Source organism: Amycolatopsis sp. lyj-90 (genome assembly GCF_046549035.1).
GTDB lineage: Bacteria > Actinomycetota > Actinomycetes > Mycobacteriales > Pseudonocardiaceae > Amycolatopsis.
Genome location: NZ_JAJPWP010000010.1, coordinates 18,413 through 42,257 on the forward strand (window position 1 = coordinate 18,413; position 23,845 = coordinate 42,257).

Genomic DNA, 23,845 nt, shown 5'->3' on the forward strand with positions numbered 1-23,845 from the left:
TTGGATCTCGTCTTCGTCGGTGAGGCGTCGGGCGGCGTCGATGACGGCTCGGGGGACCGGGGCGACCGGGAGGCCACCTCGAAGGTGAGGGCGGGGCGGATTTCGAGTTCGTTCGACGTACACGAAGCCCGTCGCTGCGACCCGGCGATCGTGAGGGACCAGGATGTGCACGTCTTCTGGTGGTGGTACTCGCTCCAAACCATGGTGGCGGAGCGCCCAGAGGCCGGTCAGGCTCGCGTCACCGCGTCCGTGGAGCAGCGCGGCCTGGAGTCGTTGTTCGTCGGTGGGTTCTCCGCTGTGGAGCAGCACAATTCCGGGCAGTAGCCGCTGCCAGGGACCGCCCGGAGCGCACCGGCGCGTAACGGTCCGGTTCGGTACACCGGCGGCCTCGAGCTCGGCCGCTCGAACGACCAGCGGACCGTCGGTCAGAAGTGGACTGCTCGTCCAGGTTCCTCGTAGCACCGGATCACCATGCCCCCCACCACCGACAAGAACGGGCTGCGAGGAGCATGAACGGACCTGTCGCGCCAAAATTCGGGCGAGTGGGGAAGATTTGAGACGTTCAACGTCTCAAATCTTCCCCACTCGAAGCCGAGCCGCTCAGCACCCACCATCCCCAAAGGAACTACAGGCGTCCTGCGAGTAAGGAGCCCCCTGCCAAGCCGAAGCCCCCACCGTCCGCGAAGTGTCATGGACGACGAACCGCCAAGCCCCCGTATAAGCGTTGTCGTACCACCGGTTCTCCTGCCGGAAGGTAACCGCGTCCGAAACGACATCGCCCCGATAAGGCGACCACTCCGGAAAGGTTCCGAAATTCGCCAGCATCGCCATCCGCCCGCACAGACCTGAGCAATCAGGACCGTGAGAGAACTTGTTGCCGTGAATGGAAACCCGCTGCGTCTTCCACCGGCAGTCGTCGTACAGCGGCCGTGACGCGATGCCGGGCGCCGAACAGGTCGAAACCGAGGGGACCAGCCGGGTGCACGAGCCGGACGAGGTGTTCGCCGGGCTGTTGCAGAAGCGGTCCGCGTTCTCCCAAAGGGTGATTCCGGCCCAGTTGTTTTCGAAGACGTTGTCGACGATCTCCACCGACGAAGTTCGCGCGCGAATACGAGGTTCCCCGCCCGACTCGGAAAGATAGATCGTCCCGACCGGGAAGTCGTCGCCCCGCGCGGCGAACGCGCGGCCCTGGACGAGGGTGTTCCGCCGGAAGGTGTTCCCGCGGACCACGAGGTTGTAGGAGATCTCGTAGAACAACGCCTCCGCCTCGTTGTCCTCGATCAGGTTGTCCTCGATGAGGAAGTCGTTGTTGTTCGTGTCCGCCCACAGGCCGGCGCCGTGGTTGTGGTGGACCCAGTTGCCGCGGACGTCGGCGCCGTCCACGGCCCAGAATTTGGCGCCACCGCTGCAGCCGCAACCGGGAACCTGCTTCTCCCAGTCGTCGGTGTTGTTCCCGGTGATCTCGTTGCCCTCGACGAGCAGTCCGGTGATCCCGTCGCCCGCCCGGTAGGCGTTGATGCCGTACTGCCCGCTGTTCCGCAGGCAGTTCCGCCGGATCTCCTGACGCGGTCCCGCCATCATCGCGGCGCCGCGGTTGGCTTCGATGGTGTTGCCCTCGATGGTCCAGTGTTCACCGGAGTCGTGGTTGACCACACCCTGGTCCCGCGGTGCCGCGAAACCGCGGATCGTGAGGCCGCGGATGACGACGTCGCGCGCCTGCTGGGTGAACGCGTAGCGGTTGACGCCGCCACCGTCCAAAACCGCGCCGGGCGCGCCGAGGTAGGCGTTGCCGTCCTTCGGGATGATCTGCCCGAACTCGTCCGCGCCGAGCGTGTGCTTGCCCCCGGCCAGCCAGAACGTCGTGCCGGCCGGGAGTTCGCGCGTCTTCACGGAAAGGTCGGTCCCGGGTTCGACGACCACGGCGCCGTCGGGTTTCGACGGGCTCACCGGTCCCGCGTCGCAGACCGCGACAGGGGAAGCCTCGGCCGGTAAGGCCGTGACGACCCCTGTCGCGAGCAGCATCAAGATGACCAGGAACGCGGGCATACCCGAAACGGTAGGCCACTTCGGACCGTCTCAGATGGACACTTACAGGTGAACCTTCAGCACGTCATCGACTCTCCGAATCCGCTGCAGGTGTCCTGCAGATAGGGCGCCGCCTTCCATTGTTCCGCGGTCAGCCGCCGCGACGTGTCGTGGGCGACGAACGTCCATGGCCCGTAGTACTGGTTGTCGTACCACCGGTTGTCCTGCCGGAAGGTGATCGCCTCCGAGACCACCGCACCCCGGTACGGCGACCAGGCCGGGAAGGTCCCGTAGTTCGAGAGCACCGCCATCCGCCCGCAGAGGCCGAGACAGCCCTCCATCGACGAATCGAACTCGAACGTGTTCTCGTGCACCGAAACGCGCTGGGTCTTCCACCGGCAGTCGCCGTACAGCGGCTCGGTCGCGATGCCCGGATCCGAGCAGGTGGGCGTCGGTGAGACCAGTGCCGTACAGGAGAGCGTGGAGGTGTTGGCCGGACTGTTGCAGAACCGGTCCGCGTTCTCCCACAGCGTGATCCCCGACCAGTTGTCGGAGAACATGTTGCCCCGGATGTCGATCCGGCTCGTCCGGGCAGGCAGCCTCGGCTCACCACCGGACTCGCTCAGGTACACCGCGGCGACCGGGAAGTTGTCGCCCTTGGCGGCCCGGGTGCGGCCCTGTACCAGCGCGTTGCGCCGGAAGGTGTTCCCGATCAGCTCCAGGTTGTAGGAGATCTCGTAGAACAGCCCTTCGGACGCGTTGTCCTCGATCAGATTGTCCTCGATGAGGAAATCGTTGTTGTTCGTGTCGGCCCAGAGCCCGACACCGTGGTTGCCGTGGACCCAGTTGCCGACGATGTCGGCGCCGTTCACGGCCCAGAACTTCGCACCGCCGCTGCAGCCGCAGCCCGGGATCTTCGTCTCCCAGTCGCCGGTGTTGTTCCCGGAGATCTCGTTGCCTTCGATCACCAGATCGGCCAGCCCGCCACCGAACCGGTAGGCGTTGATGCCGTACTGACCGTTGTTCCGCAGGCAGTTCCCGATCACCCGCTGGCCGGTGCCGGTCATCATCCCGGCACCTTCGTTGTTCTCGATGACGTTGCCTTCGATGGTCCAGCGTTCGCCGGAGTCGTGGTTGACAACGCCCTGATCCCGTTCGGCGACGAAGCCGCGGATGGTCAGCCCGCGGATCACCACGTCCTTGGCCGACGTGGTGAAGGCCGCGCGGTTGAGCCCGCGACCGTTGAGCACGGCGCCGGGCGCGCCGAGGTAGACGTTGCCGTCCTTGGGCATCACCTGGCCGAACTGGTCGGAACTCAGCGTGTGCTCGCCGGGTGCCAGCCAGAACGTGCTCCCCGGCGGGCTGAACCGGGTCCGGTCGGTCAGGTCGGTGCCCGGTTCGATGACCTGGGCGCCTTCCGGGGCGGAAGGGACGCCGACGGTCGTGCCGCACACCCCTCGAGTCGGCTCTGGAGTCGCCACCGCTGTGGTTTCAACGGCGACCTGGAGCAGTAATACCGACAACGCGACGCAGAGCGTGCGCGAGCCGGCCGAGCGATATGCGATCCCTGAACTCATACCCTTCTCCGAAACACCGGCTTGACCGAACGGCCACCCAGCCACGGCGCCGGGTCATCCGCGTCGAGAGCTTTGCGATACACGAGGCAGGCCTGCGAGACCACTTCGACCGTTCGGTCGATATCTTCTTCGGACAACGCGCTGCTGACCACGAACGACGGTCCGAGGACCCCGCCCGTGACCAGTTGCCGCAGGAACAACGTTCGGTAGTCCTGCGACGGTTTCCTTTCCGCGTCGAGCGTGCCGAAGACGAGATTGCTCGCCCGGCCGCGCACGACGACGTGTTCCTCGACTCCGGCCGAGGCCGCGACTTCGCGGACCCCGGCGGCGAGCCGGTCGCCGAGCGCGTGCAGCCGCGCGGCGATGCCTTCTTCGGTGTAGGTCTCCATGACCGCGATCGCGGCGGCCAGTGAATGCGTCTCGGCGCCGTGCGTGGTGGACAGCAGGAAGACCCGGTCCCCGGCGGTGCGAAGGCCGCCGAGCTCCATCAGTTCGCGTTTGCCCGCGAGCGCCGAGACCGCGAATCCGTTGCCGAGCGCCTTGCCGAACGTCGAGAGATCCGGCGTCACGCCGTAGAGCCCCTGCGCGCCCGCCTCGGACCAGCGGAAACCGGTGATCATCTCGTCGAAGACCAGGACACAGCCGTAGCGGTCGGCGAGGTCCCGCAGGCCGGCGAGGTATCCGGCGGGCGGTTCGAGCTGGGTGGACGCCTCCAGGATCAGGCAGGCGATCCGGCCTTCGTGCTCCCGCAGCACCTGTTCCGTGGCGGGCAGATCGCCGTAGGGGAACGACACGGTGAGGTCGGTGATCTCACCGGGGATGCCCGACGACATCGCCGTGGTGCCGATGAACCAGTCGTCGATGGAGAAGAAGGCGTGGTCGCGGCAGATCGCCACCAGCGGCCTGCCGGTGGCCGCCCTGGCGAGCTTGACCGCGGCCGTGGTGGCGTCCGAGCCGTTCTTGGCGAACTTGACCATCTCCGCGGTGGGGACGGTTTCGAGGAACTTCGCCGCCGCCCGTTCCTCCACAATGGACGGACGGGCGAAGTTGGCGCCCCGGTCAATCTCCCGGTGGGCCGCTTCGCTGACCCGCGGGTGCACGTGCCCGAGGCTGACCGCGCGCAGCCCCGAGCCGTACTCGATGTATTCGTTCCCGTCGACGTCCCAGACATGCGCGCCGCGCCCGTGGGAGATGACCGGTGCCAGGTTCTCCGGGTACTGGTCGTCGCCCTTGGCGTAGGTGTGCGCGCCTCCGGGGATCATCGCGTGGAGACGCTCGTTGGCCCGCATGGACTCGGGAAGCTGACGGGACACGTCTATCTCACCTCGTGTTCTGTAGTACCGCGGAGAGCGGGAGGGCACGGCGATCCCGCTCCGAGACGAAGGCCGCCGGAAGCGGCCAGTCGATCGCCAGTTCGGGGTCGTCGTAGGCGATCGCGACGTCTTCGGCGGGATCGTGCGCGCGGTCGATCCGGTAGGAGACGTCGGCGTATTCGGTGAGCGCCTGGAAACCATGCGCGCACCCGGCCGGGATGTACAGCGAGACCTGGGTCTCCCCGGACAGGTCGAACGTCTCCTTGCCGAGATAGGTCGGCGAATCCGGCCTCAGGTCGACGACGACGTCGAAGACGGCGCCCCACGAGCACCGGACCAGTTTCGCCTCGCCCGCGCCGGAGCGGAGGTGCATCCCGCGCAGCACTCCCTTGCGGGACCGGGAGACGCTGTCCTGGAGGAACTCGTTCGGGTCGATCCCGGCCGACCGGACGACGTCGGCGTCGAACGTGCGGCTGAAGAAGCCGCGCTCGTCGGCGTGCGGGGTCGGCTCGAACAGGAACGCGCCCGCGATGGCGGGCACCGGGATCACCTTCATCGGACTCCCATCGGCAGGAAGGCGGCCGACAGTTCGGCGAACTGCTCGTCCAGTAGTCGCACCTGTTCGTCGCCGCGTTTCGCCAGGATCCCGGTCAGTTCGCCCGCCCGGGTTTCGAGTTCGGTGAACTGGCGCACCAGCGCGTCGAAATCGATCTCCTTGGCGGACTGGCAGAAGTCCCCCAGCCCCAGTGCGGTCATGAGGACGTCGTTCTTGCCGGCGTACCCGACGGACAGCGTCGGTTTCGCCAGCTTCAGCGCGCACAGGACGTTGTGGTAGCGGGTGGCGACGACGGTCTCGACAGCCGACATCGCCCGCAGCACTTCGTCCAAAGTGGACGTATCGGCGGCGGCGATCAGCGGGGAGTCCAGTTCCCGGATGATCTCGTCGACGACCTGCCGGTCGGCCTGGTCGCCGATGAACAACCGCACCGGGCGGCCGTCGGCGACCAGCCGGGCGACGAACCGGGTCATGTTGTCCACATAGGACTCGTAGATGTCGTCGGCGCGCGCCCGGTCGTCGTTCCCGCCGCGATAGGCCATCACGCCGACCCCGACGGAGCGGGGCAGCACCGGTTCCGACGGTGCCGGGAGGGCGAAGGCGAGATCCGGGTAGACGCGGTCGTTCGTGACGTCCACCCCCATCGTGCGCATCGCTTCCCGTGACGGCTCGTCCCGGTACGATCGGAACGTCGCCAGCCGCGCGGCCCAGCCGATGATCGACCGGGTGGCCCGGTGCGTGCTCACGCTGGCGCCGACGCTCACCAAAGCCACCTTGGTGCCGACCAAGCGGCCGGACGCCGAAAGCAGCAGCAAGGCGTACGGGAAACCCCACGGGCGCAACGGAAGGGTGGATTCGAGGACACCCATCCCCGGCACGATCACCACGTCCTGGCGTCGTGCCCACGCCGCCGTGCGGACGACGTCGACGAGTTTGCCGAAGCCCTTCATGGCGATGGACAGCGGTCCCGAGGCCGTCCGGTACTCACCCTGATACCAGTTCAACGCGGTCGTCTCGAGTTCGTGGCGCGACGCGACGATTTCCGGACCGCCGCACATCACGCTGAGCGCGGCGTCTGGATGTTCCGCGCGCAAGTACCCGAGAACCGCCTCGAAGGAACCGTCGTTGCCGAGGTTCCCGGATCCGAGGAGTCCGAACAGCCCGATTCTCGCGGGCGAGGTCAAGGGAGTCTTCCCTCCTGGCCGGCCACTACCGAGACCACCGACACCTCACGCGGCCCGGTTTCGGCCTCGGCCTGCACCGGCATCCGTCCCATGGCCGGGTTTCCGGCCCGGTTCAGCATCCACTGCCGCAGGTACCGGAAGCATTCGCGCTTCTCCGCGCCGGAGATCGGCGCGTTGCGGATCGCGTTGGCGTAACCCAGGACGTACTCGCCGAGCAGCCGGATCATCGGGTGACGCAGTTTGTCGGCCCGCTTCGGGTCGAGGTTGGTGGCACGCCTGCGCACGGTGGGGTGCTCGTGTTCGGAGCGGCCGGGGTGGTCGCGCCGGAAGTACAGCCAGTCGGGCACCTGGTGGAACGGGCCGTGCAGGGCCAGTTCCGAGATGATCGTGCGGTCCGCGTGGTGGTAGCTGTCCAGCGGCGCGACGCGGCGCAGCACCTCGGTGCGGATGACCGCGCCGTCGTCGTCCCCGCCGGGTGCGAACAGCGTGCTGCGGAAGCGTTCCGCGGCGTGCGGCGAAACCGTGTTGAGCGGGTACTCCAGCGCCTGCGTGACGATGCCCTTCTCGTCGATCATCGCCGTCCACGAGTGCGACAGGACGAACTCGGGGTGCTCGTCGAGCGCCTCGACGCAGCGCTCCAGCAGATCGCGCGCGTAGAGGTCGTCGTCGGAGGCCCACTTGAACAGCTCGCCGCGGGCGATGTCGACGCAGTAGTTGTGGTTGGGCGCGCAGCCGATGTTCACCGGCTGCCGCACGTAGCGCACGCGGGAATCCAGCTTCGCGTACTCACGGCTGATCTCTTCGGTGCGATCCGTGGACGCGTTGTCCGAGATGATCAGTTCGAAGTTCTCATAGCTTTGGCCGAGGAGTGCGTCCAGCGATTCGGCGAGGTAGTCCTCGCCGTTGTAGACCGGGAGCCCGATGCTCAGCCGAGGAGCGGTGCTCATGACGTCCTCATTTCTTCCTTCTCCGAAGTCAGGTGTTCTTTGAGGGCGATGTGCAGCTGGAGCCACCACACCGCTGATCCGCTGGTGATCGCCAACGCGACCCCCCAGGCGGATCCGGACGCCCCGGCCAAGAAGGCGCCAATGAGCCCGAAACCGACGTAGCCGGCCGAGTTGATCAGCTGGGCGCGAAGGCTCCTTTTCGCAGCGCCGAGCGCACGCAATCCGGCGGCCGCCCCGGTGTTGAACCCTGCCGCGGCGATACCGATGGTCACCGGGAGGATCAACTGCGAGGCGGGATCCCAGACGTCACCGAGCACGAACCGGCCGGCGTCGTCGGGTACCAGAAGCAGGGCGAGACCCCAGAGCAGGGCCGCGGCCGCCTGGCCGGCACCGAGAACGGCGCAGAAGTTCCGAAGGCGGTGCGGGGCCCGTTGGAGCACCCGTGCGCTTTCGGCCACCGTGACCAGGGAAAGTCCCATCAAAAGGGCGAAGAACGGTCCGAGCAGCAGTTCGGCGCCGCGCACCGCGCCGACGCTCGCCAGCCCGGCGATAGCGCCGAGGCCGTACATCCGCAGCTGGGTCGAACCGGCGTTGCTGACGTTCTCGATCACATACCGGGCGCCGAGGTCGCGGTGCCGTTTGAGCCATTCGAGCGTGCCGCGCGGATCCGGCCGGACGCCCGCCTGCAGACAGCCGTACCCGGCGGCGACCGCCCCGGAAAGGCCCCACGCCAGGATGAAGGCGATGACCGTGTCGAACCACCGGTGCGCGATGAACAGCGCCGGGATCAGCGCGATACCCCAGACGACGTCGTTGACGAACGCCTTCTTCCCGTGCCCGGCGGCGAAGAAGGTGAACCGCCAGGCGTCCTGCAGCAGCAGGGTGGGGATGACGATCCCGAGCGCGACGAACGCGCCGCCGATGTCGTCGCCCACCAGGAGCCCGGCCGTCACGCTGACGACACCCGCCACGACACCCGCGGTGAGCGCCGTCCCGGTCGCCCGCGCCGTCGCCGCCCGCCAGGATTCGGTGGACACGCCGGAGAACCGCACCATCAGCGGGTCGGTCGTCAGCCCGCGCGAGAGGTTGAGCACCACGCCGTAGCTCACCCAGGCGAGGCTGAACATGCCGAACGCCGTGGTGCCGAGCGAACGCGCGACGTAAAGGCCGACGACGAAGTTGGTGATGCTGGAGACGGCCTGGTCGCCCAGGCCCCAGCTGAGCCGTCCGGCCATGGCCCGGACGGCTTGGGAACGCAGCAGTGATCGCATCGGCCTCTAATCCTTGAGCAATCCGGCGTCGTGCAGCGCCTGAGCGGCGGCGGCGACGGAATCGAACGGCAGCCCGGACCGCTCGGCGACGTCGAGCAGGCTGTGCTCGCCGTCCGAGAGGTTGAGCACCCAGAGCATGGCCATCTGGGCTTGTTTGGCGTCGCTTCGCCCGCCGAGCGAGTCGTACAGCCCGCGCTTGCCGAGTTGCGGCTCGCCGTAGGGGCTGAGGTTGACGTAGCTGCGATCGCGGTCGAGGACGGCGTGCACGTCCCGCAGGGTCCGGAGGGTTTCCTCCATCGCCGCCGTGGAGACGAAATCGAGGTTGTCGGCCGAGGTGTGGTACTCGGGGTAACCCGCGTACGGCGTCCTCGTCAGCGAACCGACACCGAGGTTGAAACCGGGGGAGCAGAACTGGCGCTCGTCGTAGCCGTACGGCGAGAAGTCCAGGATCTTGTGCGTGCGATCGGCGAGGACGTACGCGAGTACGCGGTCGATCACGGCGTCGCCACGGCGGCTTCGCTTGTACGTCAGCGATCCCGGATCACCGGCGCACGCGAGGACGAGCCCCGCCTTGATCCGGCCGACGCGTTCGTTGTTGCGCGCGAGCCAGGTGATGGCGCCGATCGTGCCCGGCATGAACAGGAAACGATAGGTGTGGTGCGGCTTTTCGAGCGTCTGCGCGAACGCGGCGGCGATCGCGATCCCGGCGACGTTGTCGTTCGCCAGCGAGGGATGGCAGGTGTGGCAGGAGATGATCACCTCGTCGGTGACCTCGCCCGGCACGACGTGTTCGGCGTAGGTGAGGTGCCCGTCGGCGAGGGTGGAGTCGATGTGCACCTCGTACTCGCCGTCCGGCATCGCGTCGAGGGTGTCCTGCGCCAGGCAGAAACCCCACGTCGGCGAGTAGTAGCTGGTCCGGTACGGCACCAGGGACGGCTGGTCCGGCAGCGTGTGCAGGTGTTCGCGCAGTTCGCTGAGCGGCATCTTCCGTGAGATCGGGACGCTGTAACCGACGACGTGGAGGTTCGACTCCTGGAAGTCGACCACGCGGCGGCCCGACGCGTCCTTGATGTACGCGTCGCGGATGTTCCACTCCTGCGGCACCGTCCAGTCGAGCACCTGGGTGCCGGTGGGGACCTCGTGGATCTCCAGCGGGATGTGCTCGCCGACGATCTCCAGCGTGCGGCGGACGCCGTCGCCGGTGATGCTGCGGCACAGCGGATACAGGCGCTCGACCAGCTTCTCGAGGTCAGCGCCCGTCTCCAGGTCCCGGTGTGTCATCAGCGACGTCGCAAGGTGTCGTCGAGTTCGCCGGCGGCGGTGCGGTCCTGCAGCCGTGCGAGCCGGGTGAACAGGCGCTGGAAGCCGTGCTCGGTGAGGCCGTGGGTCCGGTAGGCCTGGATCAGTTCGACCGCGCCGTCCTTGACCGACCAGTCGCACTCGAAGCCGGGGATCGCCGCGCGGAACCGGGAGAAGTCGACCCGGTACGAACGCGGATCCGCGCCCGCTTCGCCGGTGATCCGCAGTGTCGAGCCGGGAACGGCCTCGACGACCTCTTCGGCGATCTCGGCGACGGTCACGTTGTTGCGTTCGGTGCCGATGTTGAACGCCTTGCCGTGGACGGCCTCCTTGGGCGCGACCAGGGCCGCCGCGAACGCGCGCGCGATGTCCTTGGCGTGCACCAGCGGACGCCACGGCGTGCCGTCGGAGAGCACCAGCACCTCGCCGGACAGGTGGGCGTGCGCGGTCAGGTTGTTGAGCACGATGTCGCCGCGCAGCCGCGGCGAGAAGCCGAACGCGGTGGCGTTGCGCATGTACACCGGGCTGAAGTCGCCGTCGGCGAGTTCCTGGACGTCGTCCTCCACCCGCACCTTCGACTCGGCGTACGGCGTCACCGGGCGCAGCGGCGCGTCCTCGTCGACCAGGCCGTCGCCGCCGGAGGCGCCGTAGACCGAGCACGTCGAGGCGTAGAGGTACCGCTTGACCCCGGCGTCCTTCGCCAGCTTGGCGAGCTTGACCGAAGCGTGGTGGTTGATGTCGTACGTCAGCTCCGGCGCCAGCGAGCCGAGCGGGTCGTTGGACAGCGCGCCGAGGTGGATCACGGCGTCCACCCCCGCCACGTGCTCGGCCGTGACGTCACGAAGGTCGACCTCGAAGCCCTCGGGGTCTTCGGGCTGGGGGCCCAGCACGCAGGTGTCGTAAAGACCGGAGTCGAGGCCGATCACCTCGTGGCCTTCGGCGGCCAGCACCGGGGCCATCACCGTGCCCAGGTAACCCTTGTGCCCGGTCAGCAGCACACGCATGGCTTTCAGCCTTTCGAAGTGAGGTCGAGCGTCAGTTTTTTGAGGTCGAAGGCCTCGGCATAGCGCTGCCCGCATTCGATACCGCGAATGCGGGCGAGGCCGAGGAAGGCTTCCCGGTCGTACCAAGGCCGGTGCCGTTGAGAGGCGTAATGCTCCTGCAGCAGACGGACCTTCTCCTCGGCGAGCTCCGGGGAGAGCGGGACGTAAGCGGAGGGTTTGCCGAGGTCGCCGTCCCATTTGGCGATCTCGTACTCCAGCTGGAGATGGGTGCGGAACACCGTCGGCACCAGCGTCGCCAGACCGCGGTGATCCTGATGCGCGTCGGCCGTGCGCGGGGAGAGGACGAGGTCCGGGTCGGTACGGCGGCGCAGCTCCTCCAGCCCGTTCTTGGCCTCTTCCCAGTGCGAGGGGAACCGGCCGTCGGGCAGTTTGAGCACGGTGACCTCGACGTCGGCCCCCGGGCAGAAGGCCGTGAGCGCGGCGCGCTCCTCGGCCTCCCGTTCGGTGCCGCCGCCGGACAGGACGAGCGCGTCGACCCGGACACCCGGGTTGGCCGCGCAGAGCGTCAGCAGTGTGCCGCCCGCCCCGATGGCGATGTCGTCACAATGCGCGCCGAGCGCGACGATCCGCTCGATCCCGCCGGTACCGAGTCCGATCACGCCGTGCCCGCCGTCGCGGGTTCGCGTTCCCAGCGTGCCCACGGGCGGTCGCCGTGCGCGTAGGCGTCGTCCAGCTGGACGCGTTCCTTGACGGTGTCGGTCGGCTTCCAGAACCCGCGGTACGGGTACGCGAGGAGCTTGCCCCGCTTGGCGAGCTCGCCGCAGCCGTCGGCCACCAGGTCGCCGCCCTCGGGGATGTGGTCGAAGACCTCCTGGCGCAGCACGAAGTACCCGCCGTTCTCCCACAGCGGCATCTCGCTGACCGGGGTCAGCGCGCCGATCAGGCCGTCCTCGCCCATCTCGACGCAGTGGAACGACGACTGCGGCGGCACGACCATCATCGACGCGCCGGCGTCGGTGTTCTTGAACCGCTCGATCATCTCCGGCAGCGGGGCGTCGGTGAGGACGTCGGCGTAGTTGGCGAGGAACATCTCGTCGCCGTCGAGATGCGGGCGCACCCGGCGCAGCCGCTCGCCGATGGCCGATTCGAGACCGGTCTGCACGAAGGAGATCGACCAGTCCGCGATGTCGGTCGAGAGCAGTTCCGCCTTGCCGTTCCGCAGGACGAAATCGTTGGAGACGGTTTCCTGGTAATTGAGGAAGAACTCCTTGATGTGGTGCGCGCCGTAACCGAGACAGAGAATGAACTCGGTGTGCCCGAAATGCGCGTAATACCGCATCACGTGCCAGATCAGGGGTCTGGGGCCGACCATGGCCATCGGCTTGGGCACGTCGGACGCGTCACCGTTGCGCATCCGCATGCCGTAGCCGCCGCAGAAGAGGACTACCTTCACGACTTCACCTCGACGATTTCCAGGTGCGGGATGGGGAAGACCAGTTTTCCGCCCCATTCGTCCACAAAGGACAATTGGGCGGTCAGTTCCGTCCGGAGGTTCCACGGAAGGACGAGCACGTAGTCGGGCTTGTCCGCTTCGATGCGCTCCGGCGGGAGGATGGGAATCCGGGTGCCGGGGGTGAAGCGGCCGTGCTTGTACGGGTTGCGGTCGACGGTGTACCGCAGGACGTCCGGGCGGATGCCGCAGTGGTTCAGCAGCGTGTTGCCCTTGCCCGGGGCGCCGTAACCGACGACGGTCTTGCCTTCGAGCGCCGCGTCGGTGAGGAACTTGTTCAGATCGAGTCGGACCTTGGTGACCCGCTCGGAGAATTCGGTGTAGCCGGACATTTCGTGCAGTCCGGCCGCCTTCTCGGCGTCGAGGATCTGCGTCATCCGCTCGCTCGGCTCGCCCGCGACGGCGTCCGGGCGCGCCCACAGCCGGATGGAACCGCCGTGGGTGGGGAGGAGCTCGACGTCCACAACGGACAATCCGCCGCGCGAAAGTGCCCGGCGCGCGGATTCCACCGTGTAGTACTGGAAGTGCTCGTGGTAGATCGTGTCGTACTGGTTCTCCTGGATCAGCGTCAGCAGGTGCTGGACCTCGATGCTGACCCAGCCGTCGTCGGCCACCAGGGCGCGGAGCCCGTGCGTGAAGCCGATGATGTCCGGAATGTGTGCGTAAACGTTGTTCGCCACGACGAGGTCGGCGGGACCGTGTTCCTCACGGACGTCACGTCCGCTTTCGGGGCTGAGGAAGGCGGTCTTCGTCGGCACCCCGGCGTCACGCGCGGCTTGGCCCACGTTCACCGAAGGTTCCACGCCCAGACAGCGGATCTGCTGCGCCACAACGTGTTTGAGGAGGTAGCCGTCATTGCTGGCGACCTCGACGACGAACGAGGACTCGTCGAGACCCAGCCGCTCGACGGCGCCGTCGACGAACGTCTTGGCGTGTTCGACCCAGGAGGCGGAATACGACGAGAAGTACGCGTATTCGGTGAACGTCTCTTCCGGGGTGATCAGCGGCGGGATCTGGGCGAGCCAGCATTCGGTGCAGACCTGCAGGTGCAGGGGGTAGGTCGGTTCCGGTTCCGCGAGTTGCTCCGCGGTCAGGAATCGTTCGCACGGCGGCGTCGCTCCGAGGTCGACGACGCTGGCGAGATGGGCCGAGCCGCAGAGTCGGCAGGTGGTCATCGAAAGGCTCCTAGGCTCGCGTCACGTATCCCAGACGTCGGCACCTCGGGTCGCCTCGTTACAGGCCATTCAGGGCTCTCACATTTCCGTCTCTTAACCGAAACCTGCCGTCTCGGCCATCGGCGCAGACGTCTCCGCCATCCGGGCGCGGGCAATGCGCGGCCAAAGCGCTACCGAGGGTGATCATGGTGACGTGTGGGCCTGGTGGGTCGTGAGTGGCGCTTCGGGTTCCAAGCCGAAACGCCACTCACGACCCGCCTGAACCGACCGCTCTCCGTCACCTCGAAACACGGTGCGCGAGTACGTGAAGGGCCCCTTCCCTACTCTCAAGGTAGGGAAGGGGCCCTTCACGGCATTGCCGGCGTGATCTGCGGTGGCGATGGGACGAACGCGACATTTCCGTAGTCCGTGAAGGCCCCCTTGAGGGACTCTGGGTCCCTCAAGGGGCCCTTCACGGACCTGCCGAAGTACATGAAGGCCCCCTTCATTGCGCTAGGCGCAAGCAACGATCCCTTCACCGCCACCTCAGCTGCAACGGCCCCGCACCTCACCTCCGATACCCGCGTGAAGGGCCCCTTCCCTACTCTCAAGGTAGGGAAGGGGCCCTTCACGACGCATTCGCCGGACGCCACCCGCAGTGGCGGCCCTCACACCGTCAAGAAACCACCAACGCGTAGTCCGCGTCGGTCGCCGACGTCTCCGGGTGACCGTCGGCGTTCACCTGAGTCGCCACGACCTCCACCGTCCAAGTACCCGCGGCCGGCTTCTCGAGGATCACGTTCTCCACCGTGTCGATGGTGTTCGGCGCCCCGCCGGCGGTCGAGAAGTTGCCCGCCTTCAGCCCGTTGTTGCCGTAGTACACGGTCCCGTTCGGAGCGGTGACCTTCAGCGTCAGGTCGTTGACCCGGGTGACCGACGCGCTCGGCGAGCCCGCCGGGTCGGTGTAGGCCAGCGTCGCCTTGAACTGCTTGGTCCCGTTCACCGCCACCGTGTACTTCTTGGACTGCCCGGTGCCCAGCAGATCCGTCTCGTTGACCAGCACCGGCAGCTTCCAGCCGTTCGCCTTGGCCTGTTCGTGCAGGTAGCGCACGTTCGCGGTGCCCCAGCCCTGGTGCGTCCTGGTCATGTCGTGCGAGGTGCCGGTGAACGCGAACTGGTCGGCCCCGTTGATCAGCAGCGCCTTCGCGGTCGCGGCGTGCGGGCGGCTCGTGAAGACGTCGCGGCCCTTGCCGGGGCCGCCGTCGAACACGCCGTCGGCCCACATCTGGAACAGCAGGCCGGCGTTCCCGCAGGTGATCGGGGTCGCGCCGCTCGTGCCGCCGAACGACGTCGTGTACGAGGTGTCGCTGCCGGACGACGTGGTGTCGATCCGGTCGTAGTAGTTCGACAGCTCCGGCTTGATCCGGCCGTCGGCGGCCGGGCCGATGCTCGCGCCGCCGTTCCACTTGTCGTCGGTGCGGCCCAGCGTGTTGTAGTGGTACTGCCCGCCGACCGAGAGCACGTTCTTCGACCAGGCCTGCGGCCGCGACTGCTGGGTCCCCGCGTTGCTCTGCGACTGGCAGATCAGCAGGTCGTGGTCGAAGACGATGCGGTCGAGCTCGGCCGAAACCGAGTTGTACGCCGTCGTCAGCCCGCCGCCCCAGCTGTTGCTCTGGAACACCGCGCGGTACTTGCCCGCGGGGTCGACCAGTTCCTTGGTGTGGGCGTAGCGGTCCGGTTTGTTGTAGGTGGCGAAGATGCCCTGGGCCTCGGGCAGCAGGCCACGCTGCGGCGCGCTCACGCCGGAGGCGAAGATCTGACCGTACGTCGAAGTGCCGTGGCTGGTGTCGGTCGAGTTCGTGCCGTGCAGCACGGTCGGCCGTGCCTTGAACTCCTGGTGGGTGGCGCGTAGCCCGCCGTCCATCACCTCGCCGCGCACCCCCTGGCCGCGGTACCCGCCGACACTCTCGATGTAGTTCGCGCCGCTGCTTTCCCGCGCGTTCGCCATGTCGGTCCCGGGCGCGGTGATCGCGCCGACCGCGAGCACCTCGGCACCCTGCGCCACGGTGGCGGCCTGGCCGGAGCCGAGCTTCGCGACGAGGTGCTGCCCGCTCTGCGAGATCGCCTCGATGCCGCCGCCGAGCCGCAGGATCCGCTCGGCGACCGCGCGCTGGTCCCGCGCGTCGGTTTCGACCAGCGTCACCAGATAGCTGCCCGTCCCGGCCAGCGAGATTTCCACCTTGTCGTCCGGACGGTATTCGCCGAGCCAGCGGACGAAATTCAATTTCGCCACCGATTCGCGGTTCTCCGGCTTCAGCCGGACCACGTAGGCGAAATCGGGAATGTAGGTCCCGATTCGCACGCCGAGCGAGCGCAAGCGTTCGCGCTGGATGTCGGTCAGTGAGCCGCGGACCTGGAGCAGGTAGGCGCCCTTCCAGTCCTGGCTCGCGGCCGTACGTTCGCTGAGCGGATCGAAGGTCCTGCTGGCCAGACGGATGAACTGCGGATCTTCGCCGGACGGGGCGGCGACGGCCACCCCGCTCGTCAGGAGGAGCGCGCCGACCAAGGGCGCGAGGAAGCGGACAGACTTCGGCCGTGGCATGAAATACCTCCGGGGAGCTCTGCAGGGGAGAGAGGTCTTTCGAAGGTACCGGCCGAAAAGCGTGATGATCAGCCGCTGAACGGCCCAGCCGTTTTACGGTGTTGCGGGAAATGGAGCATTAACGGTTAAAAAGAATTCCGCCGGAAGTCTTGCTCAGCGGGCGGAGGGGATCTCGTCGAGGGTCCCGCTGAACCGCGTCAGCCGGGTGCGTTCCTCGTCGTCGAGACGCCGGATGCCACCTTCGGGCAGGGTGCACGAGACCCAGATCGTGCGGCAGCGCGCGTAGACGGACCTCTCGTCGCGCAGCCTGCTGTTCACCACGACGTCGCAGGTCCCGATCCGGCCGACCACGGTCTCCACCTCGACCGGATGGTCGCGGAACGTCAGCCGCCGCACGTAACTGACGTTGTGCTTCGCGATCAGGTAGGACGGTCCTTCCGTCTGGAAGACACGTTCGCGCAGCGGGTCGAGCATCGCGATCTGCGCTTCCTGGAAGTAGTCCAGCAGCCGCACGTTCCCGACGTGGCCGAGGTAGTCCAGGTCGGTGACACGCAGGCGGTGGCGGTACAGGTGGATCTCGGGGGCGGGACGCTCGGTCGTCGTCCCCAGCGGATGTGCGTGCACGAAGTGGATCTTCAACGATCGCGTGGCGATCCGGCAGCGCGGCGCAACGGACGCCTGCCCGGGTTCACTCCATCAGGGTTTCGGAAAGCTCGCGGATCGCGGCGGTCTCGGCGGTGTGGATGTCCCGGATCAGCGTGCCCAGCTCGGCGAAGAGGTCGCCGACCTCGACGTCGGTGAACGGCATCTCGTCGTTGTAGTGCGCGCGCAGCTTCCACATCTCCTCGCCCGCCGCCGCGGCCGCCTCCTGTCCCGCGTCGCCCTCACGGACGCCCGCGGACACCGCGCTGACCAGGCCCCGCACCCAGGCGAACTCCGCGGTCGACGCCGGAACGGCGGCCTCGGCCAGCTCGGCCCAGCGTTCCCCGATCCCTCGCCAGGTCGACGCCTGTTCGGCCAGCTCGGGCAGTTCGAGCAGGCCGGAGGCCTCGGTGAGCGCGTCGGCGAACAGCCCGCGCAGGTGCCCGCCCTCCGCCCCGGCCGGGGTGACGCTCTCCCAGACGTTGAGGAGCGCCCCGACGAGCCCGCGCCGCTCGCCGAACGCGCGCGGCCACCCCTTGGGGTCGCGGTCGTCGGTCATCGCCTTCGCCCAGCGTCCCCAGGCGGGCAGCGAGAACGACTTCGACGGGGCCGAGAGATTCCGCGCGCAGTCCGTCAGCCCGCCGCGGACGGCGGCCTGCCAGTCGGTGACCTCGCCGGGCTGGGGCGTCGCGAGCAGGTTCTTGTACGAGCCGACCCGGGCGCGTGCGGCGTCGAACGTCTTCCGGTCGACCGTCAGCGGGGCGAGGTTCCGGTCGTCGACGAGCACCCGGCCGTCCTCCTCGCCGTACGCGACGACGAAATGCCCGCCACCGCCGGACATCTCCGTCGGCAGGTGCCAGTAACCGAGCGACTCACGGTCGGGGAGGACGATCACCGGCCGCCCCGCCTCGAGGTCGGTGGTGAGCCGTTTCGCGGCGGCGCGTTTGCCGCCGGTGGTGTGGATGTCCACGCCGAGCCCGAGTCGGTCCATTGTGGACTTGAGCCAGTCGTGCGGATATTGCCAGCGCGCACGGAAACCGAACACGATGGTCGACATCGTTTCGTGCGCGAAGTCCCACAGGATGTAGCCCGCGCCGATCCCGCCGGACACGGCGAAGACCAGCGCCTCGCTGGGCGCCGTCCCGTCCGGCCCTTCGACACCGTGGTGTGCCAGTACGGCGGCCACGGCCGACACGTCCGGTTGCAGTCCGCCACGCAATTCGTACTCGCTCACCCCGCCATCATGCCCGTGGATGGCGGGGTGGGCGAGTGCCGTCAGAGCTTTTCCGCGACCGGGATGACGTCGACGCCGAGTTCGGCCGGCCCGACTCAGAAATCCCTGATCAAGGAAACACTGCCGCGCAAGGGATCCGTCACGTACACCGTTTTGGAGCGCTGGTCGATCGCGACCGCGCCGGGGTTCACGCCGAGTGACAGATCACCGGTGAGCAGGTTCGTCACGCCGTCGATCCGGGCGACGCCGTTGGGGCCTCCGTTGGCGTACACGGTGTTCGTGCCCTGGTGGATGGCGACCGCCGACGATTCCGAGCGCAGGAGCACGGTCGCTTTCTCCTTGCGCGCGCCCGGATCCACAACGGACAGATGATGGATCGCCGAATTCGCGACGAACACCGTTCCGCTCCCGCGGTGCACGGTGACCCCGGTCGGTGACTTGCCGACCGGGATCCCGCCGGTGAACTTCTCCGCGCCGAGGTCGAAGATTTCGAGGGAGTCCGTGCGCGTGCTGGTGGCGTACGCGAGTTTGCGGCCGCCGTCCACCGCGATCGAGGACAGCCCGGGCGTGGGCCCGGGGACCAGTTTCAGCAGGCGGCAGCCGACGCCGTCGAGGACGGCGAGTGTCCCGGTGAGGTCGCTGACCGCGTAGATGCGGTTCGCCTGCTCGTCGACGTCGACCCTGGACGCGCCGGGGCCGGCCGGGATGACGCTGACGACGTCGTTGCTCAGCCCGTCGACGACGAGGACGGTCCCGGCGGGCGGGTTCGTGACGAAGATCCGGTTGGTCACGGTGTCCACGGCCAGGCCTGCGGGCTCGCCGCCGACCGGGATCACCGCGCCGACGGTGCCGCTCCGCGAGTCGAGGACGACGACCGTGCCTGTCGACGGGTCCGAGAGGTAGGCGAAGCCGGTGACGGAATTCACCGCGACCGCTTCCGGGGTGCCCCCGACCTCGACGAGGAGGACTTTCTCGGCTCTGGCCGCCGGAGCGAAGGCGACCGCGGAAGCGCCGGCCGCGGCCAGCGTGAGCAGGGCTCGGCGGCTCAGTTCGGGTCCTCGCACAGGCGCCTCCCCATGATCGTTCCGGAACTCGACGATAACCCGCGGTTCGTCCGGGCGAAGGAACTTCGCGTCCCCCGATCGCGTTGTTTCCGGTGGGTAACCTCCCTTTGCCCCCAACCTCGGAGAAAGAAAGGAGCAGGACGCCGTGCACAAACACCAGAACGGGCTCAAGACCGTCGTCCTGCTCGGCGCGCTGTCCGCGCTCATCGTCGGGATCAGCGGTTTCTTCGGCCGGGGCGCGCTGGTCATCGGCCTGGTGGTGGCGCTGGCGGTCAACGCCTACGCGTACTTCAACTCCGACAAGCTGGCGCTGCGGGCGATGCGCGCCCGGGCGGTTTCCGAGGCCGAGCAGCCTGCGATGTACCGGATCGTGCGGGAACTGGCGACCACGGCACGTCAGCCGATGCCGAGGCTCTACATCAGCCCCACGCAGGCGCCGAACGCCTTCGCCACCGGCCGCAGCCCCCGGCACGCGGCGGTGTGCTGCACGACCGGCATCCTCGACCTGCTCGACGAGCGCGAACTGCGGGCCGTGCTCGGGCACGAACTGTCGCATGTCTACAACCGCGACATCCTCATTTCGTGTGTCGCGGGCGCGCTGGCGAGCGTGATCAGCGTGATCGCCAACATCGCGATGTTCGCGAGCATCTTCGGCGGCAACGACCGCGAAGACGGCGACAGCCCACTGGTCGCGCTGATCCTGGTGCTGATCGGGCCGATCGCGGCCGCCATCGTGAAACTCGGGGTGAGCCGGTCGCGGGAGTACCAGGCCGACGCGTCGGGCGCGGAGCTCACCGGTGACCCGCTCGGTCTGGCGTCGGCGCTGCGGAAACTCGACCGGGGGACCCGTGCGGCTCCGCTCGTGCCGGAGCCGAAGCTGGTCTCGCAGTCGCACCTCATGATCGCGAACCCGTTCAAACCGGGCGAGGGCCTCTCGAAGCTCTTCTCGACCCACCCGCCCATGGACGAACGCATCCGGCGCCTGGAAGAAATGGCCCGCCGCCCCTTCTGACCCCGTCCCACGCCGCGTTTCGTCCTCTAGTTGCGGTAGTTCACCCTCGAACTACCGCAACTAGAGGACGAATTGCGGTAGTTGCGTGTGCAAGGACCGCAACTAGAGGACGAGTTGCGGGGGAGGGGTGTCTCACCTCGTGGGAGGGGGAATCGAGGGGTGGGCGCGGGAGTTCCCCGGGCATGGGTTCCGCACAGCAGTTGCACCTCGGGGTCGCGCTCGACGGGGCCGGGCAGCATCCGGCCGCCTGGCGGGTTTCCGGCGTCCGCCCGGCAGCCTTGTTCACCGCCGCCCACTACCTAGCCCACGCGAAGCTCGCCGAAGCGGCTTCGCTCGACTTCGTCACCCTCGACGACACTCTCGCGCTCCAACCAGGCGGTGAAGAGGTCGTCCGAGGCAGGCTCGACGCGTTGTTGACCTTCGCCGCGATAGCCCCCGTGACCAGCGGAATCGGCCTCGTCCCGACGGTCACCACCACGCACACCGAGCCGTTCCACCTCTCGACGGCCGTCGCTTCGCTCGACTTCGCGAGCCGTGGCCGCGCCGGCATCCTCGCGACGCCTTCGCGCACCGAAGCCGAGGTGACGCACTTCGGCAGGCGCACCCTGCCGTCCGAGGTGGACGCCGAAGCGGAGAACGCCGATGTCGTCGAAGTCATCGCCCGGCTCTGGGACAGCTGGGAAGACGGCGCGATCATCCGCGACGAGCCGACAGGCCGCTTCATCGATCGCGAGAAGCTGCACTACGTCGACTTCGAGGGCCGCTTCTTCAGCGTCAAGGGACCTTCGATCACGCCGCGCCCGCCGCAGGGCCACCCCGTCGTCGCGGTGTACGGCGACTCGCCGTACGCGCACGGCGCCGAGGTCGTCCTGATCGACGAGGTCCGGGACGCCCGCGTGCGTTTCCCGGACGCCAAACTCCTGGCGGGCCTGTCGATCGTGCTCGCCGAGACCGAGCAGGCGGCCATCGGCCGCCGCCACGCGCTGGAGGCCTACGCCCCCTTCCCGACCGGCGGGCTCAGCTTCACCGGCACCCCGGCCGACCTCGCCGCCGAACTGCCCCGCCTCGCCGCCGCGAGCGGTCTCGACGGCTTCCACATCAGGCCCGCCGTCCTGCCCGACGACCTGGAACTCTTCACCGCCGAGACCGTCCCCGCGCTCCAGGCGGCGGGCGTGTTCCGGCAGGCCTACACCGGCACCACCCTGCGCGAGCACCTCGGCCTCGGGGTCGCCGCCAACCAGTACGCGGAGGCGTGACAGATGCCCAAGCAGGTCAAACTCGCCGCCCATTTCCCCGGCGTCAACAACACGACCGTGTGGAGCGACCCGCGTTCGGGTAGCCAAATCGACTTTTCGTCCTTCGAACATCTCGCGCGCGCCGCCGAGCGGGGCAAGTTCGACTTCCTGTTCCTCGCCGAAGGGCTGCGCCTGCGCGAGCACGCGGGCGAGATCCTCGACTCCGACGTTGTCGGGCGGCCGAACACCACCACCGTCCTGGCCGCGCTCTCCGCGGTCACCACCCGGCTCGGCCTCGCGGGAACACTGTCCTCGACCTTCAACGAGCCCTACGAGGTCGCGCGGCAGGTCGCGAGCATCGACCACCTCTCCGGCGGTCGCGCCGCGTGGAACGTCGTCACCTCACCGGACGCGTGGACGGGACAGAACTTCCGGCGCGGCGGCTTCCTGAAACGCGAGGACCGCTACCGCCGTGCCGAGGAATTCCTCGCCACCGTCCGGGAACTCTGGGACAGCTGGGCGCCCGACGCGCTGGTGGGGGACAAGGAGAACGGCGTCTTCGCCCGCGGCATCGACCGCTTCGTCCACAGCGGACCGCAGTTCGACATCCGCGGCGAGTTCACCGTCCCGAGGACACCGCAGGGGCAGCCGATCGTCATCCAGGCCGGGGATTCCGACGAGGGCAGGGAGTTCGCGGCCAAGACCGCGGACGTCATCTTCAGCCGCCACGGTTCGCTGGAAAGCGGCAAGGAGTTCTTCGCCGACGTCAAACGGCGGCTGCCCGCCCACGGCCGCGAGCCCGGCGAGCTGCTGATCATGCCCGCCGCGACGTTCGTCCTCGGCGACACCGAGGAGGACGCGCACGAGTACGCACGCGAGATCCGCTATCAGCAGGTGCGGCCCGCGACCGCGATCCAGTTCCTCGAACAGGTCTGGAGCCGCGACCTCTCCGCCTACGACGCCGACGGCCCGCTACCCGAGGTCGACCCGGACCCCGACGCCGAACCGCTGACCTGGGGCCGCGTCCGGCACGAGAAGGATCCGCTGGCCGTGGCCGCGAAATGGCGGGCGATCGCGGAGGAGAAGAAGCTTTCGATCCGCGAACTGGTCATCGAGGTGACCGCGCGCCAGCAGTTCGTCGGCACCGCCCGTCAGGTCGCGGACTCGGTGAACGAGTACGTCCAGAGCGACGCCGCCGACGGCTTCGTGCTGGTGCCGCATCTGACCCCGGGCGGGCTGGACGCGTTCGTCGACGACGTCGTTCCCCACCTGCAGGAACGGGGTGTCTTCCGGACGGATTACACCGGCGACACCCTGAGGGAGCACTTGTTCAGCCGGTAGCGCCCTGCGTGCGCGCGACGTTCATCAGGTATTCGCCGTAGCCGGACTTCGCCAGCTTCGCGCCGAGCGCGAAGCACTGGTCCGCGTCGATGAAGCCCATCCGCAGCGCGACCTCCTCGAGACAGGCGATCCGGACGCCCGTCCGGTGTTCGAGGACCTGCACGAACTGGCCCGCTTCCAGCAGCGAGTCGTGCGTGCCGGTGTCGAGCCAGGCGAACCCGCGGCCGAGGTCGACCAGGGTCGCGCGGTCCTGTCGCAGGTAGGCGAGGTTGACGTCCGTGATCTCGAGCTCGCCACGGGGCGAGGGCTTGAGGTCACGGGCGATCTCGACGACCTGGTTGTCGTAGAAGTACAGGCCGGTGATGGCCTTGTTCGACTTCGGCTTCTCGGGCTTCTCCTCGATGGAGAGGAGCTTGCCGTCGGCGCCGATCTCGCCGACGCCGTAGCGCTGCGGATCCTTGACCGGGTAGCCGAACAGCACGCAGCCGTCGAGCGCGGTCACGGCGGCCTGCAACCGGCTGGAGAACCCCTGGCCGTAGAAGATGTTGTCGCCGAGCACGAGCGCGACGTCGTCATCGCCGATGAAGTCCGCGCCGATGACGAACGCCTCGGCGAGTCCGTTGGGGGCGGCCTGCTCGGCGTAGGTGAAGCTGAGCCCGAACTGGCTGCCGTCGCCGAGCAGCCTGCGGAAATGCGGCAGGTCGACGGGGGTCGAGATGATCAGGATTTCGCGGATCCCGGCGAACATCAGCACCGAGATCGGGTAGTAGATCATCGGTTTGTCGTAGACCGGCAGCAGCTGTTTCGAGACCGCCTGGGTGATGGGATGCAGCCGTGTCCCGCTGCCCCCGGCCAGCACGATGCCCTTCATCCTC

At 68.1% G+C, this 23,845-nt stretch carries 21 protein-coding genes; 4 read left to right on the forward strand and 17 right to left on the reverse strand.

What is annotated here, in order from left to right; genetic code table 11:
* Window positions 1–324, forward strand: a complete 324-nt coding sequence (locus ACLJPX_RS33080; RefSeq protein WP_410604368.1) for a hypothetical protein — start codon at window positions 1–3, stop codon at window positions 322–324.
* Between the two features lie 276 nt (window positions 325–600).
* Here ACLJPX_RS33080 and ACLJPX_RS33085 read toward each other — a convergent pair whose 3' ends face one another.
* From ACLJPX_RS33085 to ACLJPX_RS33160, 16 genes are all read right to left on the reverse strand, one after another.
* Entirely contained in the window at window positions 601–2,046 is a 1,446-nt protein-coding gene (locus tag ACLJPX_RS33085; RefSeq protein ID WP_410604369.1) for a right-handed parallel beta-helix repeat-containing protein, read from the reverse strand.
* A 56-nt stretch (window positions 2,047–2,102) separates the two neighbouring features.
* On the reverse strand, window positions 2,103–3,602 hold the full coding sequence (locus tag ACLJPX_RS33090) for a right-handed parallel beta-helix repeat-containing protein (protein WP_410604370.1): 1,500 nt from the start codon (window positions 3,600–3,602) through the stop codon (window positions 2,103–2,105).
* Entirely contained in the window at window positions 3,599–4,915 is a 1,317-nt protein-coding gene (locus ACLJPX_RS33095; protein ID WP_410604371.1) for a glutamate-1-semialdehyde 2,1-aminomutase, read from the reverse strand. Before ACLJPX_RS33095 ends, ACLJPX_RS33090 begins: the two co-directional genes overlap by 4 nt.
* Before the next feature lie 7 nt (window positions 4,916–4,922).
* Complete coding sequence (gene rfbC / locus ACLJPX_RS33100) at window positions 4,923–5,471, reverse strand: dTDP-4-dehydrorhamnose 3,5-epimerase (RefSeq protein ID WP_410604372.1); 549 nt, start codon at window positions 5,469–5,471, stop codon at window positions 4,923–4,925.
* Window positions 5,468–6,655: a polysaccharide pyruvyl transferase family protein gene (locus tag ACLJPX_RS33105; RefSeq protein WP_410604373.1), complete on the reverse strand. Its 1,188-nt coding sequence runs from the start codon at window positions 6,653–6,655 to the stop codon at window positions 5,468–5,470. The genes rfbC and ACLJPX_RS33105 overlap by 4 nt, the downstream gene beginning before the upstream one ends.
* Window positions 6,652–7,602: a glycosyltransferase family 2 protein gene (locus ACLJPX_RS33110; RefSeq protein ID WP_410604374.1), complete on the reverse strand. Its 951-nt coding sequence runs from the start codon at window positions 7,600–7,602 to the stop codon at window positions 6,652–6,654. The genes ACLJPX_RS33105 and ACLJPX_RS33110 overlap by 4 nt, the downstream gene beginning before the upstream one ends.
* A complete protein-coding gene (locus tag ACLJPX_RS33115) occupies window positions 7,599–8,873 on the reverse strand; it encodes a hypothetical protein (RefSeq protein ID WP_410604375.1) in 1,275 nt (424 codons plus the stop codon). The genes ACLJPX_RS33110 and ACLJPX_RS33115 overlap by 4 nt, the downstream gene beginning before the upstream one ends.
* Before the next feature lie 6 nt (window positions 8,874–8,879).
* Window positions 8,880–10,154 carry a DUF4910 domain-containing protein gene (locus tag ACLJPX_RS33120; RefSeq protein WP_410604376.1) on the reverse strand — a complete coding sequence of 425 codons (1,275 nt, stop codon included), beginning with the start codon at window positions 10,152–10,154 and terminating at the stop codon, window positions 8,880–8,882.
* Entirely contained in the window at window positions 10,154–11,176 is a 1,023-nt protein-coding gene (locus ACLJPX_RS33125) for an NAD-dependent epimerase/dehydratase family protein (protein ID WP_101612099.1), read from the reverse strand. The genes ACLJPX_RS33120 and ACLJPX_RS33125 overlap by 1 nt, the downstream gene beginning before the upstream one ends.
* A gap of 5 nt (window positions 11,177–11,181) precedes the next feature.
* Window positions 11,182–11,835: a PIG-L deacetylase family protein gene (locus tag ACLJPX_RS33130; RefSeq protein WP_410604605.1), complete on the reverse strand. Its 654-nt coding sequence runs from the start codon at window positions 11,833–11,835 to the stop codon at window positions 11,182–11,184.
* Window positions 11,832–12,629, reverse strand: a complete 798-nt coding sequence (locus ACLJPX_RS33135; RefSeq protein WP_410604377.1) for a glucose-1-phosphate cytidylyltransferase — start codon at window positions 12,627–12,629, stop codon at window positions 11,832–11,834. The genes ACLJPX_RS33130 and ACLJPX_RS33135 overlap by 4 nt, the downstream gene beginning before the upstream one ends.
* Window positions 12,626–13,861 carry a class I SAM-dependent methyltransferase gene (locus tag ACLJPX_RS33140; protein ID WP_101612102.1) on the reverse strand — a complete coding sequence of 412 codons (1,236 nt, stop codon included), beginning with the start codon at window positions 13,859–13,861 and terminating at the stop codon, window positions 12,626–12,628. The genes ACLJPX_RS33135 and ACLJPX_RS33140 overlap by 4 nt, the downstream gene beginning before the upstream one ends.
* Window positions 13,862–14,516: 655 nt before the next feature.
* Window positions 14,517–16,442, reverse strand: a complete 1,926-nt coding sequence (locus ACLJPX_RS33145; RefSeq protein WP_410604378.1) for a S8 family serine peptidase — start codon at window positions 16,440–16,442, stop codon at window positions 14,517–14,519.
* Between the two features lie 153 nt (window positions 16,443–16,595).
* A complete protein-coding gene (locus tag ACLJPX_RS33150) occupies window positions 16,596–17,066 on the reverse strand; it encodes an acyl-CoA thioesterase (RefSeq protein ID WP_410604379.1) in 471 nt (156 codons plus the stop codon).
* Window positions 17,067–17,130: 64 nt separating this feature from the next.
* Complete coding sequence (locus ACLJPX_RS33155) at window positions 17,131–18,318, reverse strand: BtrH N-terminal domain-containing protein (protein ID WP_410604380.1); 1,188 nt, start codon at window positions 18,316–18,318, stop codon at window positions 17,131–17,133.
* A gap of 95 nt (window positions 18,319–18,413) precedes the next feature.
* Complete coding sequence (locus tag ACLJPX_RS33160) at window positions 18,414–19,382, reverse strand: YncE family protein (RefSeq protein ID WP_410604381.1); 969 nt, start codon at window positions 19,380–19,382, stop codon at window positions 18,414–18,416.
* A gap of 145 nt (window positions 19,383–19,527) precedes the next feature.
* Here ACLJPX_RS33160 and htpX point away from each other — a divergent pair, with 145 nt between their 5' ends.
* From htpX to ACLJPX_RS33175, 3 genes are all read left to right on the forward strand, one after another.
* The gene (gene htpX / locus ACLJPX_RS33165) at window positions 19,528–20,394 is read left to right on the forward strand and encodes a zinc metalloprotease HtpX (protein WP_101612107.1); all 867 of its coding nucleotides are present in this window, start codon (window positions 19,528–19,530) and stop codon (window positions 20,392–20,394) included.
* Window positions 20,395–20,576: 182 nt separating this feature from the next.
* Window positions 20,577–21,650, forward strand: coding sequence for an LLM class flavin-dependent oxidoreductase (locus tag ACLJPX_RS33170; protein WP_410604382.1), 1,074 nt, complete (start codon window positions 20,577–20,579; stop codon window positions 21,648–21,650).
* 3 nt (window positions 21,651–21,653) lie between these two features.
* A complete protein-coding gene (locus tag ACLJPX_RS33175) occupies window positions 21,654–22,970 on the forward strand; it encodes an NtaA/DmoA family FMN-dependent monooxygenase (protein ID WP_410604383.1) in 1,317 nt (438 codons plus the stop codon).
* Here the strand turns inward: ACLJPX_RS33175 and rfbA are convergent.
* Window positions 22,960–23,841 (reverse strand): glucose-1-phosphate thymidylyltransferase RfbA, encoded by an 882-nt coding sequence (rfbA, locus tag ACLJPX_RS33180; RefSeq protein WP_101612110.1) that lies wholly within the window; start codon window positions 23,839–23,841, stop codon window positions 22,960–22,962. The two genes, ACLJPX_RS33175 and rfbA, sit on opposite strands and share 11 nt — an antisense overlap.
* Window positions 23,842–23,845: the final 4 nt, after the last annotated feature.

What these genes read in the sequence shown, in the direction of transcription:
- ACLJPX_RS33085 (WP_410604369.1), bottom strand. Translation starts at nt 2,046, where the DNA reads ATGCCCGCGTTCCTGGTCATCTTGATGCTGCTCGCGACAGGGGTCGTC.
- ACLJPX_RS33090 (WP_410604370.1), bottom strand. Translation starts at nt 3,602, where the DNA reads ATGAGTTCAGGGATCGCATATCGCTCGGCCGGCTCGCGCACGCTCTGC.
- rfbC (WP_410604372.1), bottom strand. Translation starts at nt 5,471, where the DNA reads ATGAAGGTGATCCCGGTGCCCGCCATCGCGGGCGCGTTCCTGTTCGAG.
- ACLJPX_RS33110 (WP_410604374.1), bottom strand. Translation starts at nt 7,602, where the DNA reads ATGAGCACCGCTCCTCGGCTGAGCATCGGGCTCCCGGTCTACAACGGC.
- ACLJPX_RS33115 (WP_410604375.1), bottom strand. Translation starts at nt 8,873, where the DNA reads ATGCGATCACTGCTGCGTTCCCAAGCCGTCCGGGCCATGGCCGGACGG.
- ACLJPX_RS33120 (WP_410604376.1), bottom strand. Translation starts at nt 10,154, where the DNA reads ATGACACACCGGGACCTGGAGACGGGCGCTGACCTCGAGAAGCTGGTC.
- ACLJPX_RS33125 (WP_101612099.1), bottom strand. Translation starts at nt 11,176, where the DNA reads ATGCGTGTGCTGCTGACCGGGCACAAGGGTTACCTGGGCACGGTGATG.
- ACLJPX_RS33140 (WP_101612102.1), bottom strand. Translation starts at nt 13,861, where the DNA reads ATGACCACCTGCCGACTCTGCGGCTCGGCCCATCTCGCCAGCGTCGTC.
- ACLJPX_RS33145 (WP_410604378.1), bottom strand. Translation starts at nt 16,442, where the DNA reads ATGCCACGGCCGAAGTCTGTCCGCTTCCTCGCGCCCTTGGTCGGCGCG.
- ACLJPX_RS33170 (WP_410604382.1), top strand. Translation starts at nt 20,577, where the DNA reads ATGGGTTCCGCACAGCAGTTGCACCTCGGGGTCGCGCTCGACGGGGCC.
- ACLJPX_RS33175 (WP_410604383.1), top strand. Translation starts at nt 21,654, where the DNA reads ATGCCCAAGCAGGTCAAACTCGCCGCCCATTTCCCCGGCGTCAACAAC.
- rfbA (WP_101612110.1), bottom strand. Translation starts at nt 23,841, where the DNA reads ATGAAGGGCATCGTGCTGGCCGGGGGCAGCGGGACACGGCTGCATCCC.